The following is a 13,878-nucleotide window of genomic DNA, read 5'->3' as shown; positions in this document are numbered from 1 at the left end:
TGGACGTACGTACATATTGCCAATCAAATCTGTACGTACGTACGATCGCGACCATGCGACCCGATCGGAACCACGTACGCACCTGGTGCGGTTTGCTGGTGCTGCTCTGCCCGGCGCTGCTGACCTCGATGGACGCGTCACTGCTCTTCGTCGCCGGACCCGCGATCTCGGCAGCGCTCCATCCGACCTCCGAGCAGTGGCTGTGGGCCATGGACATCTACCACTTCGTGATGGCCGGCCTGCTGATGACCGTGGGCAGCCTCGGCGACCGGATCGGCCGCAAGCGGTTGTTGCTGATCGGCGCGGCAGTATTCGGCGGTGTCTCGGTTCTGGTCGCGTACGCGCCAAACCCGGAGCTGCTGATCCTCGCCCGCGCGCTGATGGCGATCGGCGGTGCCACGCTCGCGCCGTCGACGTTGTCGCTGATCAGGGGCATGTTCGACGTGGAACGTCAGCGTCGCATGGCGGTCGGCGCGTGGACCGCCGCCTTCACCGGCGGCGCGGTCGCGGGCCCGATCGTCGGCGGGGTACTGCTCAACCATTTCTGGTGGGGAGCGGTGTTCCTGATCAATGTTCCGGTCATGCTCGTACTGCTCATCGTGGCGCCGTTCCTGATCGACGAGCGGAAGAGTGCGGAGCCGGTTCGCTTCGATCTGGTCGGTGCCGGGACATCGCTGGTTGCGATCCTCGGTCTGGTCTTCGCCGCGACCCAGATCCCGCGAGACGGTCTCACTCCCGCCGCGATCGCCGGGGCCGGTGCCGGGATCGCGGCCGGGACGGTCTTCGGCATCCGGCAGGTCCGGGCATCGCATCCGCTGATCGACCTCAGTCTGTTCCGCAGCCCTGGCTTCTCCACGGCGGTCGCGACGAACACGGTCGTCGCGCTCGTGACGGCAGGGCTGGGCGTACTCGCGTTTCCCTTTATGCAGAACGTGCATGGCCTCACGCCGCTCGACTCCGCATTGTGGGCGTTGCCAACGTTGGTGGGCTCGTTCGTTGGTACCGCCTCCGCTGCCGCGCTCGCGGAACGGTTCACGTCGGCCGCCTTGCTGATCACCGGAATGCTCGCCGCGACCGCCGGCTTCGTGGTGATCGTCACGCTCGACTCGCGAACGGGCCTCTGGGTCTTCCTGGCCGGGTACGTCGTCCTCACGTACGGCGTCGGGCTGACCGCTACGATCGCCAACTCGCTCGTACTCACCAGTGCTCCACCCGACCGCGCCGGCGCCGCATCCGGAATCTCCGAAACCGCGACGATGCTCGGTGCGGCCGTCGGGATCGCGACGCTCGGCACCATCGCCAGTACCGTCTATCGCAACACGATGGGTGACGGCGTACCTCCCGCCGCTCTCGAGTCGGTCACCGGCGCGGTCGCTGCCGGCGGCAACGCGATCGGCCTTCTCGACGCGGCCTTCGCCGCGTACACCCGTGGTCTCGTCGTTGCCGCTCTCCTGGCCGCGACGGTCACCGCTGTGCTGGCGATCGTTCTGATCGCGATTCATGTCAGCGGGAAGGCAGCGGCATGTCAGCGGCGTTGGGGAGAGTAGGGCTGACGAGGGAGGTGCCGGGATGGCGCGTGTGGGTGGGGTCGCGGTCGAGACGATCGGGTCCGGGCCGGGGATGGTCGTGGTGCCGGGGAACAATCGGCGAGCGCATCACTACGGGCGGTTGGCACGGGCGCTTTCAGGGGCGCATGAGGTTCATGTGATCGAGCGGCGCGGGCGTGGGGAAAGCGCGGGCCGCGACCCGGCGTACACCGTGGAGAGTGACGCCGACGATGTGCTCGCGGTGCTGGAACACACCGGTTCGCGGGTGCTGTTCGGGCACAGTTACGGTGGGTTGGTCGCGCTGCACGCCGGGTTGCGGCAGCCGGTGGACGGGCTGATCGTGTACGAGCCGGGCGTGAGCCTGGACGGATCGTTCGGCGCGAGCTGGATGCCCGAATTCAACCGGCAGGTCGAGGACGGGCGGCAGGTCGCGGCGATGACGACGTTCCTGCGCGAGACCGGGCTGCTGCCGTTCAAGACCCGGCCGTTGCTGTGGGCAATCTCCTGGCTGATGCTGCGCGGACCGGGCAGCCACGAGGCCCGGGAGATGATGCCGCTCACCCCGGCCGAGCTCGGCGAGATCGTGCGGCTGGACTCGGACGGCAGCCGGTACGCCGCGATCGCGTCGCGGACCCTGCTGCTCGGCGGGGCGAAGTCGCCCACGTACCTGACCGGCGTACTCCCACGGCTGGCCGGACTCCTGCCCGACGCGGACTACACGATCCTGCCCGGCCTCGACCACAACGCCCCGGACGAGAATGCCCCCGACACAATCGCGGAACAAATCCGCCGCTACCTCGTCCGCGGCGAACGCCACCCCCGATACTCAAGCACCGAATGAGTGCCGGCGAGCCGCTCCGCAGGGTGGCGGCGGTGAGGAGCCGCTGGTCGGCGAGTTGCTCTGGGATGGCGATGCGTGGTGAGTGGTGAGCGGTCGGGCCGGTTGGCGAGTTGGTCGTGAGCGCGGCGGTACGGCCGGGTCGGTTGGCGAATTGCTTGTGGGGCGGGGGTGGTGTGTGGTCGGGTCGGGTGGTGAGTTGTTTGTGGGTGGGGGTGGTGAGCAGTGGGGTCGGTTGGCGAGTGGATCTTGGGTGGTGGTGAGTGGTGAGTGATGGGTCGGTTGGTGGGTTGCTTCGGGAGTGGCGGCGGCGGCGGAAGTTGAGTCAGCTTGAGCTTGCGATCCGGGCGGAGGTGTCGTCGCGCCACGTGAGCTTCGTGGAGACGGGGCGTACGACGCCGAGCGCCGCGATGGTGCTGCACCTAGCGGAGCACCTCGCCGTACCGCTCCGGGAACGCAATCGGCTGCTCGTCGCCGCCGGGCATGCGCCGGTCTTCCGGCAGACCCCGCTCGACGACCCGGACATGTCAGGGGTCCGGGCCGCGCTGGAACAGGTCCTCCAAGCGCATTCGCCGTACCCGGCGCTGGCCGTCGATCGGCGCTGGAATCTGCTGCTGGCCAACGATCCGTTCAATCGGTTTCTGGACAGTCTCGACCCGAAGTTGCGCAAGGCACCAATCAACCTGATGCGCCTCGGCCTGCACCCGGACGGGGGACTGGCTTCGCGAATCAGCAACCTCGCGCAGGTACGCGCCTACCTACTGCCGAGACTCGCTCACCAGGCAGCCGTAAGCGGCGACCCCGAGCTACACCACCTCCACGACGAACTGGTTGCCAACAGCCCCTTCGACACGACGGAACCCGACCGTCCCGCATCCGGCGCGGACGCGGTGAACCTGGGGGTGCCCGACCCGGCTGAGATTGCGTTGCCGATTCGGATTCGTCATCGGGGTGCCGAGCTGACGTTTCTCACCACCGTCACCACGTTCGGTACCGCGTTCGACATCACCCTCGACGAGATCGCGATCGAAACCTACCTTCCGGCCGACCAGCAGACCGCCGCCTACCTCCGCCGCGTACCGAACAACGGGTAGTGGTAGCGCGCCCGGCAAGAGCTCACGCGGGACCGCACCGCCAGGCACCGCACCAATCCACCTAGCCGAGGACCACTACCTGTCCTTGGTACGCCCTCAGCGCCGCCCACGGAACGTACGCCGCAGATCCTCGGTCCACTCGTTCGGAACCTCCCACGGGATGAAGTGGCCGCCGCGCGGGTGGGCGTTGACATTCACGTGGTTGTACCACTCGGCGCGATCGCCGCCGAGGAAGTTCTGCACGCGTTCCTCCGGCGTACGCACGCCAGGCGGGTTCTCGTAGCCGACGAAGGTGATTCCGGTCGGGGCCTCGATCACCGGTTTGCGGTCGTGTGACGGTGTCCACGGGTAGCGGTTGTTGTTCGCGTACGTACGGATCGAGGTGTCGATCCCGTTGCCGGCCCAGTAGATCGTCGCGTGCGTGAGCAGGTCGTCGTCACTGAACGGCTCGCCTTCCGACCAGCTCAGCCAGCGCTCCATGATCCACGCGAGCATGCCGACGGGGGAATCGGCCAGGCCGTACCCGAGGGTGCCTGGGTGCAGCACGTGCGCGGCGAGGTGGCCGGCGAAGCGGCGCTCGAACGCGACCAGGCCTTCGCGCAGATCCGTCGGTAGCTCGGGCGGGATCGGCCGGCCGCCGCTCAGGTCCCAACCGCGGTCGCCGTTGAAGAACGACAGCTTCAGCGCCGATCCGATGTGGATTCCGTACAGCTCGCCGGCGTACTTGTGTGCCAGTTGCCCAGTCACCAGCGCACCGACATCGCAACCGGCCGCCGCGTACTTCTGGTGGCCGAGGACGTCGGTCATCAACTCGTGCCAGACGTCGGCGATCTTCCAGAAGTTCATGTCCGGCCGGGTCGGGGTCGAGAAACCGAACCCTGGCAGCGACGGCACGATCACGTCGAACGCGTCGGCCGGATCACCGCCGTACGCCGCCGGGTCCGCGAGCCGGTCGATCACCTTCGACCAGTGCCAGAACGTCCACGGCCAGCCGTGACTCAGGATCAGCGGAATCGGGCGCGGGCCGACGCCGGGGCGATGCAGGAAGTGCACTGGTATACCACTGACATCGACGCGATAGTTGGCGTACACGTTCATCGCACGCTCGGTGGCGCGCCAGTCGTACCCGTCGGCCCAGTACTCGACCAGTGGTTGCAGGCGGGACCGCGGTACGCCGTAGAAGCCGTCCTCGTTGCCGGCGTCGAGCTGCCATTTGGTGGCGCGCAGCCGGCGGCGCAGGTCGTCCAGGACCTCGTCGGGAACGTGGATCGGGGTCGGGATCACTCTGCGTCCTCTCGGGAGATTTCAGTCAGTCTGTGGAGTACGTCGACGGAGCTGGCGAGTACGGCGCGCTCGTCCGGGGTGAGCTGGTCGACGAGGTGAGCGAGTTTGCTGACGCGGTGGGCGTGCCGGGAGTTGACGATCTCGGCGCCGGCGGCGGTCAGTGAAATGAGGCTGGCGCGCCCGTCGGTTGGGTCGGCTCGGCGCTCGAGCAGACCGTCCTGCTCCAGCTTCGCGATCAGGCTGGTCAGTGCGGGCTGCTTGAGCTGCTCGGTCGCCAGCAGATCCGTCAACCGGAGCGGGCCGTTGCGATCGAGGGTGTGTAACACCGACAACGCGGAGAAGTTGAGCCGGCGCACCGCCGGCAGCCGAATGAAGATCGTGTTGAAGTCCTCGATCACCGTCGTCAATCGATCGACGTCCAACTCGCCCATCCTCCACCTCCGGTCCGCCCGGTCCGCCCGGTCCGCCCGGTCCGCCCGGTCCGCCCGGTCCGCCCGGTCCGCCCGGTCCGCCCGGTCCGCCCGGTCCGCCCGGTCCGCCCGGTCCGCCCGGTCCGCCCGGTCCGCCCGGTCCGCCCGGTCCGGAGAGCTATATCAAATTTCGATGTATATCGATCCGCACTAGCATCACGGGATGCCTTTGCTCGTGGAACCGGCCCTCCCACCGGGAACGCTGCGCGACGCCGCCCAGCCGCGACTGGCCGCCGACGGTCTCGTCCTCCGGTCGTGGCGCCGCGGTGACGCCGCCGCGGTACGGACCGCGTTCGGCTGCGCGGACATCCAGCGCTGGCACGTACGCCGCCTCGACACCCTCGACGAAGCCACCGAATGGGTAGGCCAGTGGGCCGACGGCTGGGACGCCGAAACCGCCGCGAGCTGGGCAGTCGCCGACGCGGACGACCAGCCACTCGCCCAGGTCGGCCTGCGCGGCATCTCACTCGCGGAAGGCTCAGCCTCGGTCTCGTACTGGGTCACCCCCGCCGCACGCGGACGCTCGGTCGCCACGCGGTCGGTGAACGCCTTGTCCGATTGGGCTTTCCACGTCATCGGCTTCAACCGGCTGAACGTCTCACACTCCATCGCGAACGCCGCATCCTGCCGGGTAGCGGAACGCTCCGGCTACCGCCTGGAAGGCACGCTACGGCAAGCAATCAAACACACCGACGGCTGGCACGACTGGCACATCCACGGCCGCCTCCAAACCGACAACTAACCGCTCCGCGCCGGGCGCGGCCCTCAACTAGTGATCAGCTGGTGACGGCTGCTGCTTGGTGGTGATTAGTTGGTGACTGCGATACCCGGTACGGAGAAGGTGGTGCTGCCGGACTTGAACGTCAGTACGGCTGACGTCGCGCTGTCGGGCAGTTTGCCCTTGAACGTGATCGTGCCGTGCTCCGTACCACTCGCCGCGACCTTCCCCGGCCAACTGCTCCGCCCACTGTCGGCACGCAGCCCCGCACCACCGGCCGCGGTCAGCGCCGTACCGTCGATCGGAATCGTCACCGCCTGCTTGGCCGCATTCTTCAGCCGCACCTCGACCCGGGTGAAATGACTCGTGTACGTGACGTTCTCGACCGTGACCGTGATACCCGAAGAGGTCCGCGAAACCGGCTTCACCAGCCGATCCTCGCCAGACTCATTGCCACTCATGTAGCCGGCGACGTACTCGACACCTGCACTCAACGCGAACCCACCTACACCAACCCCCGCCAGCACCACCCCCACAGCCACCAATACCGAAACCTCAAACCGCCCCACCCCCCGACCACCCGCACCACGCCCAACAACACCGGGACCGCCGTCACCGCCACCCACACCGCGACCGCCCGCACGTTGACCGTCGGCGCCCTCGTCGCCCGCACCGCGACTGCCAGCGCTTTGACCGCTGGCACCGTCGCCCACACCGCGAACGCCGGCACCGTGGTCGGTCGCACCTCGGACGCCTACGTCGCCCTCGCTGCTTGTTTCTCCCGCCGCACCCGGAACCCCGCGCGCCACCGACGAGACCGGCGCCGCCGCGTCGAGCAGCGCCAGCACCATCCCCACCACCAACGCGATCCCTGGCGGCACCAACCACCGCAACACACCCCCAGGCCCACCCGACCCGAACGTGATGATCAGGTTCACAATCAACCCAACCCCCACAATCGCACCGGCCACCGCCAGCACCCGAACCAACCGCACATCCCCCACCACGTCATCCCCGCGGTCCCCCACACCCGCCGGCTCGATGATGCGGCTGTTAGCCGACCCACGAGCCCCACCGCCCGCAGGCGCACCGACACGAGCCCCGTCCGCAAACCGACCCGCGTCCGGCGGAGTACCGACATCCCCGCGAGCGCTTGCATCTCCGCGTACTTCCGCGCGTCCGCGAAGGCCGCTGTCTCCGGGCGCATCCGCGCCCGACAACCGCCGCCCAACCTCGGCACCGGGTACATCAGCCCCGGCACCAGGTGCGTCAAAGCCAGGAACCAGCCCCGCGGCCCCCATCCGCCCGTCACTCGCGACCTGCTCGGCCTCGTACGCAGAACCCGCATACCCGGCAGGACCTTCGTACGCAGCGGGCGACTCATGCGCGGCAGGACCCTTGTACGCAGCGGGTGACTCATGCCCAGCAGGATCTTCGTACGCGGCAGCTGACTCGTATGCGGCAGAACCTTCGTACGCGGCCGGCGGCTCGTGCCCGGCTGGCGACTCGTGGGGTGGCGATGGCTTGTACGGGGCAGAAGGCGCGACTGCCTCATCGGAAGGTTCAGCCGCCGGGGCTTCGGATGCTGAAGAGTTCGCAGAACCGTCAGAACTCGCCGCGGGTGTCCCAGCAGGCGTACCAACCGCACCGAGCGAGTTGCCAACCGCGCCAGATGTACCCGCCGTGCTGGATGCGCCGGGTGAGGCGGGGGTGCCTGTGCCGACGGGGGGTTCGGGGTCTCCAGCCTGACCGAACTGGTCGGGAAGCTGTTCGCCGAGAGCCGGTTCGGGGGTGCTTGGTGGGACGTCCGCGGGGGAGGAGTCGGGGGTTCTCGGCGGGGTATCTGCGGGGGCGGAATCGAGGGCGCCCAGCGGGCTGCTTGGTGGAGTGGTTGTGGGGATAGGCGACGGCGGGGTGGGCGGGGTGGTTGAGGGGACGGGCGCCGACGGGGCTGGTGGGGTGGTTGAGGGGATGGGCGCCGGCGGGGCTGGTGGGGTGGTTGAGGTGGTGTGGGTGAAGGTGATGACGCTGCGGCCGATGTGGATTCGGTCGCCCGTGGTCAGGCGGGTGGGGGCGGTGAGGCGGCGGCCGTTCAGGCCGGTGCCGTTGCGGGACTCGTCGTGCAGGGTCCAGGTGGCGCCGTCGCGGGTGAGGCGGGCGTGGATGCGGGAGATCTGGTCGTCTGCCTGGAGGCGTACGTCGGCGTTCGAGGCACGGCCGATGGTGAACGTGTCCGCCTCGGTCGGCAACTGCCAGCGCTGCTCACCGAGCGACAGCACGAATTCGGTTTCCACTCACACCCCAGCCGGCGTCGTCCTGATCGAGTTCCGTCCCGCCGTCGCCGAGGCGTCGCACCCCCGCCGGCGTCCAACCCGTCTGCGCGATTCTGCCATCCACACCCGCACCAGACCACCAGCAGATCCCCAACCTCGCAACCCGAACCCTCCGCCCCAACCCTCCGCAACACCCCCGCTACACACGCACCCACGCAACCCGCACCCCACGCCAACCCTCCGCAACACCCCCGCTACACACGCACCCACGCAACCCGCACCCCACGCCAACCCTCCGCGACCCGCCGGGTACCCCGGTCGTCCACCTCACCCGAGTGCGAGGGCGGCGGGCGGCCCCACCACATCTGTGGTTATCCACTGATGTGGTGGGTTCTGCACTGGTATGCGGGTGGTGAACCCACAACACGAGTGGAGAACCACGCCGCGGATGTCCGTTCGGGAGCAGGTGGGGCGAGGCGCGGGCGGGGCGTACCGCGTGTGGCTAGGGCGGGGCGCATGGCGTGGGGTTCGGGTGGGTGGCAAGGGGTGGTGGGGGATTGTGATTTATCTCAGGGTGGGGGTGGGTTTGTTAGCTGTTAGTGGTGGTGACAACGCGGTCAGTTGTCATGGTGGTGTCAGCGGCACGATCGCGTCTTGTTCGGGTGCGGGTGGGGTCGTAGTGTCGCGCCGCGCGATTCATCGGGGATGGATGGAAAGTGGGGGCTTTCCGCGGTGGAACCGGTGAGTAGGCCGGAGGTTCCAGACGGCGTGGTGCACCGTCTGCAGTCCGGCGAGGCGCAACCCGCCCAAGCACCCGGTCGGACCCCGCACGGCGCGGTCCGTCCGTACTCGCGAAGGGACCACACCAATGGTCTTGTTTCAGCGTTCCCGCAAACCTGCCGTCGTGCTCGGGGTCACCAGCCTCGCGGCGATGGCACTCGCCGGGCTCGGGGCTTCAGCGGCCGGGGCCGCACCGAGCGCGGCACCGCCGCCGCGGCCGTCGCAGGCTCAGTCCAAGGCGTACGCGGTGGACTCCGCGTCGTCGTTGGTGGCCGGCCGGCCCAGTGCATTGCATGCTTCGAAGGAGGACAAGTTCACCGCGAAACCGGTGATCTCGGAGCAGTCCGGGCTGCAGTACGTCCCGTACGAGCGTTCGTACAAGGGTCTTCCGGTAGTCGGTGGTGACTTCGTCGTCGTGACTGACGAGAAGGGTGCGGTCAAGTACACGTCGGTCGCCCAGACCACCGCCGTACCCGACCTGTCGACCACTGCGAAGGTGACCGCCGCGTCCGCGGGGAAGACCGCGAACAAGCAGCTCACGAAGGTCAGTTCAGCTACTACACCAACGCTCGCGGTGTACGCGCTGAATGGTATACCAAAGCTTGCCTGGCAGACCCGGGTGAGTGGCAACAAGGGCAAGGAGCCGTCGAGCCTCTCCGTGTACGTGGATGCGCAGAGCGGCAAGGTGCTTGGTACCAAAGAGCATGTGATGGCCGGCAACGGCACAGCGGCGTACAGCGGGCCGAATCCGGTGCACCTGGACACAACGCAGTCCGGCAGCACGTACTCGATGAAGGACCCGAACACCACCAACCTGTCCTGTCAGGACGCGGCGAACAACACCACGTTCAGCGGACCGGATGACAACTGGGGCAACGGCGACGCCACCAACCGCGAGACCGGCTGTGTCGACGCGTTGTACTCCGCGCAGACCGAGAAGCACATGCTGACCGATTGGCTCGGCCGCAACGGCATGGACGGCAGCGGCGGTGCTTGGCCGATCCGGGTCGGGCTGAACGACGAGAACGCGTACTACGACGGTTCACAGGTGCAGATCGGTCACAACAGTGCCAACCAGTGGATCGGCTCGATCGACGTGGTGGCGCATGAGATGGGCCATGGCATCGACGACCACACTCCGGGCGGTATCTCCGGTAGCGGTACGCAGGAGTTCGTTGCTGACACGTTCGGCGCGGCTACCGAGTGGTACAGCAACCAGCCGGCACCGTACGACACTCCGGACTTCCTGGTCGGCGAGGAGATCAACCTGGTCGGCAGTGGGCCGATCCGGAACATGTACAACCCATCGGCGCTTGGTGACCCGAACTGCTACTCCAGCTCGATTCCGGGTACGGAAGTACACGCGGCCGCCGGTCCGGGTAACCACTGGTTCTACCTGCTGTCCCAGGGCAGCAACGGGAACCCGGCGAGCCCGACGTGCAACAGCTCGACCGTTACCGGTCTGGGGATCCAGAAGGCGATCCGGATCATGTACAACGCGATGCTGATGAAGACCAGCAGCAGCTCGTACCTGAAGTACCGGACCTGGACACTGACTGCTGCGAAGAACCTGTACCCGGGTAGCTGCACTGAGTTCAACACCGTGAAGGCCGCATGGGACGCGGTTAGCGTGCCGGCTCAGTCCGGTGACCCGACGTGCTCCACGTCAGGCGGTGTTACCGTCACCAACCCGGGCAACAAGACTGGTTCGGTTGGTACGGCGCTCTCGCCCTTCACGCTGACTGCATCCGGTGGCACGTCGCCGTACACGTGGGCCGCGACCGGTCTGCCGGCTGGTGTCACCATCGGTTCGTCCACTGGCACCGTGTCGGGTACGCCGACCGCCGGCGGTACGTTCAATGTCACGGCGACGGCGACCGCAAGTGCGGGCGGGTCTGGCAGCACGTCGTTCACAATCACCGTCAGCGGTGGTGGCAGCACCTGCTCCGGCCAGAAGCTCGGCAACCCCGGCTTCGAGACCGGTACGGCAGCACCATGGACCGCTTCCACCGGAGTGGTCGACAACGACGCCTCCCAGCCGGCGCACGGCGGTACCTGGAAGGCGTGGCTGGACGGGTACGGCCAGACGCACACCGACAACCTGAGCCAGTCGGTGACGATCCCGGCCGGGTGCTCGGCGACGCTGTCGTTCTACCTGCACGTCGACTCCGCGGAAACCACCACGACCACGCAGTACGACAAGCTCACCGTGAAGGCGGGCTCGACCACGCTGGCGACGTACTCGAACCTGAACAAGGCGAGCGGCTACTCGCTCAAGTCGTTCAACTTGTCGTCGTTCGCGGGTCAGACCGTGACGATCAGCTTCTCCGGTAGCGAGGACGTCTCGCTGCAGACCTCGTTCGTCATCGACGACACGGGCCTGAACCTGAGCTGACCAACCACACCGGCCGCCGTACCCACCTGTCGTGGGTGCGGCGGTCGGTGTTCTAGCCGAGCTGAGCCCAGCCGGACTGCCAGCGGGCGTCGAGGTCGTCGCGGTCGATGTCGCCGTAGATGGAGAGGATCGCCATCGAGGCGCCGTCCGGCTTCTGCTCGCCGGGTGGGATGTGGCTGACGATCAACAGACCGTTGCCCCAGGCATCTACTGTCAGGCCGGTCTGGTGGTCGGTGGTATACCAAACCTCGCCCTTGAGCTCTTGCCTGAAGAGCTCAAGCTCGTACGCTGTGCCGGCTGGCTGTTTTGGTATACCAAGTCCGGCGATCGGCGCGGTGCCGGAATAGAAGAGCGTGTGCCGTGGCTCGTCCGGGTGCCGTTCGACTGCGAAGCGCAGTTGATGGAGGAAGGTGATCCAGCCTTCGGTGACGTCGTCGTAGTACGCGTCCCAGTCGGGGTCCGCGCCCAGCGGTGCCCGAGTCAGCGTGATCCGCGCACCGCCCTCGACCGGCTCGACCGCGAACACGTCACCGTTCCCGAGCCGCAGCGTCGTACCGTCCTCGACCACGTGGGTGAAGTAGATCTGGTCGATCTCCTCGTCCAGCCCGCCCTCGGCACCCTCGTACTCCCAGCCATGCCAGTGCCGGATCTTCTCCTTGTCCCGCAGGGCATCCCACACCACATCCACCGGAGCGGCGACGGTGACCACGATCTTCGACGTCATGATTCTCCTTCGGTACGACGCGGTGCTGGGTGGCCGCCTGCGATCAGTCGGTACGGGCGACCGGCTGCGGTGTCGAACTCCTCGACCACCTGGCGAACCGCCTCTGTCAGTGCATTGGTGAAGCGGTGTACGTCGCCTGGTTCCGCGAACCGCACTTCGGTTTCGAGCGTGAACGTCAGCAGACGTTTGCCGTCCGCCTCCGCTGTGCTTTGCATACGCGCCACATCCCGCACGGTCGCGGCGGCGACCCCGACCAGGTGCTCGGCCGCGTACTGGTCCTGGATTTCGGTGAACGCCCGGCCGAGCAGCGGGTCGACGACGAGCGGATCGACCACCAGCGTCGCGGCCGTCGCGCGCAGGATCCGCTCGGTGAGGCCGCGACGCCGACGCTCCTCGACCAGCTCGATCAGCCCTGCCTTCTCCAGCTCACGCAAGTGGTAGTTCACCCGCTGCCGAGGCAGGTCGAGCGCGGCCGCAAGCTGCGTGGCCGACGCCGGCTCCCGCAACAGCTCCAGCAACCGCCGCCGGATCGGCGACAACGCCAACCGCACCTGCTCGGAGTCCTCGACGAAACGCATACCCCAATCTCCAATTGACAGAAAAATTTGTCAAGAGCACGCTCGCCGAGGGGCGAGGGGCGAGGGGCGAGGGGCGAGGGGCGAGGGGCGAGGGGCGAGGGGCGGTGGTGCGGTGGTGCGGTGCGGTGCGGTGCGGTGCGGTGGTGATGGATTGGGGGGTGGGGGTCGGGCAGCATGGGTGGGTGATGGTTCAGGGGCTGCGGTTGGCGGTGGGTGCGCAGGTGGTGCTTCGGGGTGCTGTGGCTGACGGTCAGGGTGGGATCGCGCAGCGGGGTGCGACGGGGCGGGTGGCTGCGGTGACTGCTGATGGGCGGTACGTGGTTCGGCTGGTGGATGGGCGCGAGGCGATTGCTCGGCGGGATCAGTTCAGTTTGCGGACGGCGTACCAGGACGAGGCGATCGGGCTTGTTCGGCCGGATGGGGATCGGCTGGTGCGGGAGCACACGATCTACGCGGCGGTGGTTGGGTCGCGGGCGTTCGGGCTGGATACCGATCAGTCGGACACCGATACCCGCGGGGTGTACGTGGCGCCGACCGAGGCGTACTGGTCGCTGGTGAAACCGCCGGCGCATGTCGACGGACCGGAGCCGGAGTGGTTCTCCTGGGAGGTCGAGCGGTTCTGCGAGCTCGCGCTGAAGTCGAACCCGAACCTGCTGGAGGTTCTGTACTCGCCGCTCGTCGTGCAGCAAACCCCGTTGGGCGAGGAGCTGGTCGGTCTGCGCCGGTCCTTCCTATCTCAGTTGGCATACCAAACGTACTCCGGTTATGTGCTGAGCCAGTTCAAGAAGCTCGAGACGGACTTCCGGCGGGACGGGGCGCCGAAGTGGAAGCACGTCATGCATCTGATTCGGCTGCTGATCGCGGCTCGTGGGTTGTTGCTTGAAGCAAATGTTGTGGTTGATGCCGGACGGTACCGGGAGCGGCTGTTGCAGATCAGGCGGGGTGAGCTGCCGTGGGACGAGGTGGAGCGCTGGCGGCTGCGGCTGCACGGCGAGCTCGACGACGCGCTGCGGCACACGCTCCTGCCCGCGACTCCGGACGTCGCCCGAGTCGATGACTGGCTCCGCTCGGTCCGCAGCCGCAACCTCACCCGCTGACCTCATCCGCTGACCTCATCCGCTGACCTCATCCGCTGACCTCATCCGCTGAGGTCGTGCGCTGGGGTCGCGTGCTGACC

The 13,878-nt window shown here is 67.6% G+C and carries 11 protein-coding genes and 1 pseudogene; 6 read left to right on the top strand and 6 right to left on the bottom strand.

Annotated features, from left to right (window positions below):
- The first annotated feature begins 53 nt into the window (after positions 1-53).
- The 3 genes from HDA44_RS18240 (at position 54) to HDA44_RS18230 (ending at position 3,479) form a co-directional block, all read left to right on the top strand.
- Positions 54-1,547 (top strand): MFS transporter, encoded by a 1,494-nt coding sequence (locus HDA44_RS18240; protein WP_184835982.1) that lies wholly within the window; start codon positions 54-56, stop codon positions 1,545-1,547.
- 22 nt (positions 1,548-1,569) lie between these two features.
- Complete coding sequence (locus HDA44_RS18235; protein WP_184835980.1) at positions 1,570-2,388, top strand: alpha/beta fold hydrolase; 819 nt, start codon at positions 1,570-1,572, stop codon at positions 2,386-2,388.
- Between the two features lie 263 nt (positions 2,389-2,651).
- Positions 2,652-3,479 carry a helix-turn-helix domain-containing protein gene (locus HDA44_RS18230; protein ID WP_337906100.1) on the top strand — a complete coding sequence of 276 codons (828 nt, stop codon included), beginning with the start codon at positions 2,652-2,654 and terminating at the stop codon, positions 3,477-3,479.
- 96 nt (positions 3,480-3,575) lie between these two features.
- On the opposite strand, the gene HDA44_RS18225 is transcribed toward HDA44_RS18230, so the two are convergent.
- Both HDA44_RS18225 and HDA44_RS18220 read right to left on the bottom strand, forming a co-directional pair.
- Positions 3,576-4,763, bottom strand: a complete 1,188-nt coding sequence (locus tag HDA44_RS18225; protein WP_184835976.1) for an alpha/beta fold hydrolase — start codon at positions 4,761-4,763, stop codon at positions 3,576-3,578.
- Positions 4,760-5,194: a MarR family winged helix-turn-helix transcriptional regulator gene (locus HDA44_RS18220; protein ID WP_184835974.1), complete on the bottom strand. Its 435-nt coding sequence runs from the start codon at positions 5,192-5,194 to the stop codon at positions 4,760-4,762. The genes HDA44_RS18225 and HDA44_RS18220 overlap by 4 nt, the downstream gene beginning before the upstream one ends.
- 202 nt (positions 5,195-5,396) lie before the next feature.
- Between HDA44_RS18220 and HDA44_RS18210 the strand changes: the two genes are divergently transcribed.
- Entirely contained in the window at positions 5,397-5,975 is a 579-nt protein-coding gene (locus HDA44_RS18210) for a GNAT family N-acetyltransferase (protein WP_184835972.1), read from the top strand.
- 65 nt (positions 5,976-6,040) lie between these two features.
- Here the strand turns inward: HDA44_RS18210 and HDA44_RS37305 are convergent, their stop codons facing one another.
- Both HDA44_RS37305 and HDA44_RS38910 read right to left on the bottom strand, forming a co-directional pair.
- Positions 6,041-6,493, bottom strand: coding sequence for a hypothetical protein (locus HDA44_RS37305; RefSeq protein ID WP_238353600.1), 453 nt, complete (start codon positions 6,491-6,493; stop codon positions 6,041-6,043).
- Positions 6,494-7,972: 1,479 nt separating this feature from the next.
- Positions 7,973-8,230: pseudogene (locus tag HDA44_RS38910) on the bottom strand (FHA domain-containing protein); the annotation flags it as partial.
- 862 nt (positions 8,231-9,092) lie between these two features.
- Here HDA44_RS38910 and HDA44_RS18200 point away from each other — a divergent pair.
- Positions 9,093-11,399: a M4 family metallopeptidase gene (locus tag HDA44_RS18200; RefSeq protein ID WP_184835968.1), complete on the top strand. Its 2,307-nt coding sequence runs from the start codon at positions 9,093-9,095 to the stop codon at positions 11,397-11,399.
- 52 nt (positions 11,400-11,451) lie between these two features.
- Here the strand turns inward: HDA44_RS18200 and HDA44_RS18195 are convergent, their stop codons facing one another.
- Entirely contained in the window at positions 11,452-12,123 is a 672-nt protein-coding gene (locus HDA44_RS18195) for an SRPBCC family protein (protein ID WP_184835966.1), read from the bottom strand.
- Positions 12,120-12,701 (bottom strand): winged helix-turn-helix domain-containing protein, encoded by a 582-nt coding sequence (locus HDA44_RS18190; RefSeq protein WP_184835964.1) that lies wholly within the window; start codon positions 12,699-12,701, stop codon positions 12,120-12,122. The genes HDA44_RS18195 and HDA44_RS18190 overlap by 4 nt, the downstream gene beginning before the upstream one ends.
- 185 nt (positions 12,702-12,886) lie before the next feature.
- Between HDA44_RS18190 and HDA44_RS18185 the strand changes: the two genes are divergently transcribed.
- On the top strand, positions 12,887-13,798 hold the full coding sequence (locus HDA44_RS18185; RefSeq protein WP_238353142.1) for a nucleotidyltransferase domain-containing protein: 912 nt from the start codon (positions 12,887-12,889) through the stop codon (positions 13,796-13,798).
- Positions 13,799-13,878: the final 80 nt, after the last annotated feature.

This window comes from Kribbella solani, assembly GCF_014205295.1.
In the GTDB taxonomy this organism is placed as follows: Bacteria; Actinomycetota; Actinomycetes; order Propionibacteriales; family Kribbellaceae; genus Kribbella; species Kribbella solani.
The sequence above is the reverse complement of the archived record's forward strand: the minus strand, read 5'-3'. Positions and strand labels throughout refer to the sequence as shown.

Bases quoted from the DNA above. Each gene is read 5' to 3' on its own strand.
- HDA44_RS18195 (WP_184835966.1), bottom strand. From the start codon at position 12,123: ATGACGTCGAAGATCGTGGTCACCGTCGCCGCTCCGGTGGATGTGGTG.
- HDA44_RS18240 (WP_184835982.1), top strand. From the start codon at position 54: ATGCGACCCGATCGGAACCACGTACGCACCTGGTGCGGTTTGCTGGTG.
- HDA44_RS18210 (WP_184835972.1), top strand. From the start codon at position 5,397: ATGCCTTTGCTCGTGGAACCGGCCCTCCCACCGGGAACGCTGCGCGAC.
- HDA44_RS18220 (WP_184835974.1), bottom strand. From the start codon at position 5,194: ATGGGCGAGTTGGACGTCGATCGATTGACGACGGTGATCGAGGACTTC.
- HDA44_RS18200 (WP_184835968.1), top strand. From the start codon at position 9,093: ATGGTCTTGTTTCAGCGTTCCCGCAAACCTGCCGTCGTGCTCGGGGTC.
- HDA44_RS18185 (WP_238353142.1), top strand. From the start codon at position 12,887: ATGGTTCAGGGGCTGCGGTTGGCGGTGGGTGCGCAGGTGGTGCTTCGG.
- HDA44_RS18235 (WP_184835980.1), top strand. From the start codon at position 1,570: ATGGCGCGTGTGGGTGGGGTCGCGGTCGAGACGATCGGGTCCGGGCCG.
- HDA44_RS18190 (WP_184835964.1), bottom strand. From the start codon at position 12,701: ATGCGTTTCGTCGAGGACTCCGAGCAGGTGCGGTTGGCGTTGTCGCCG.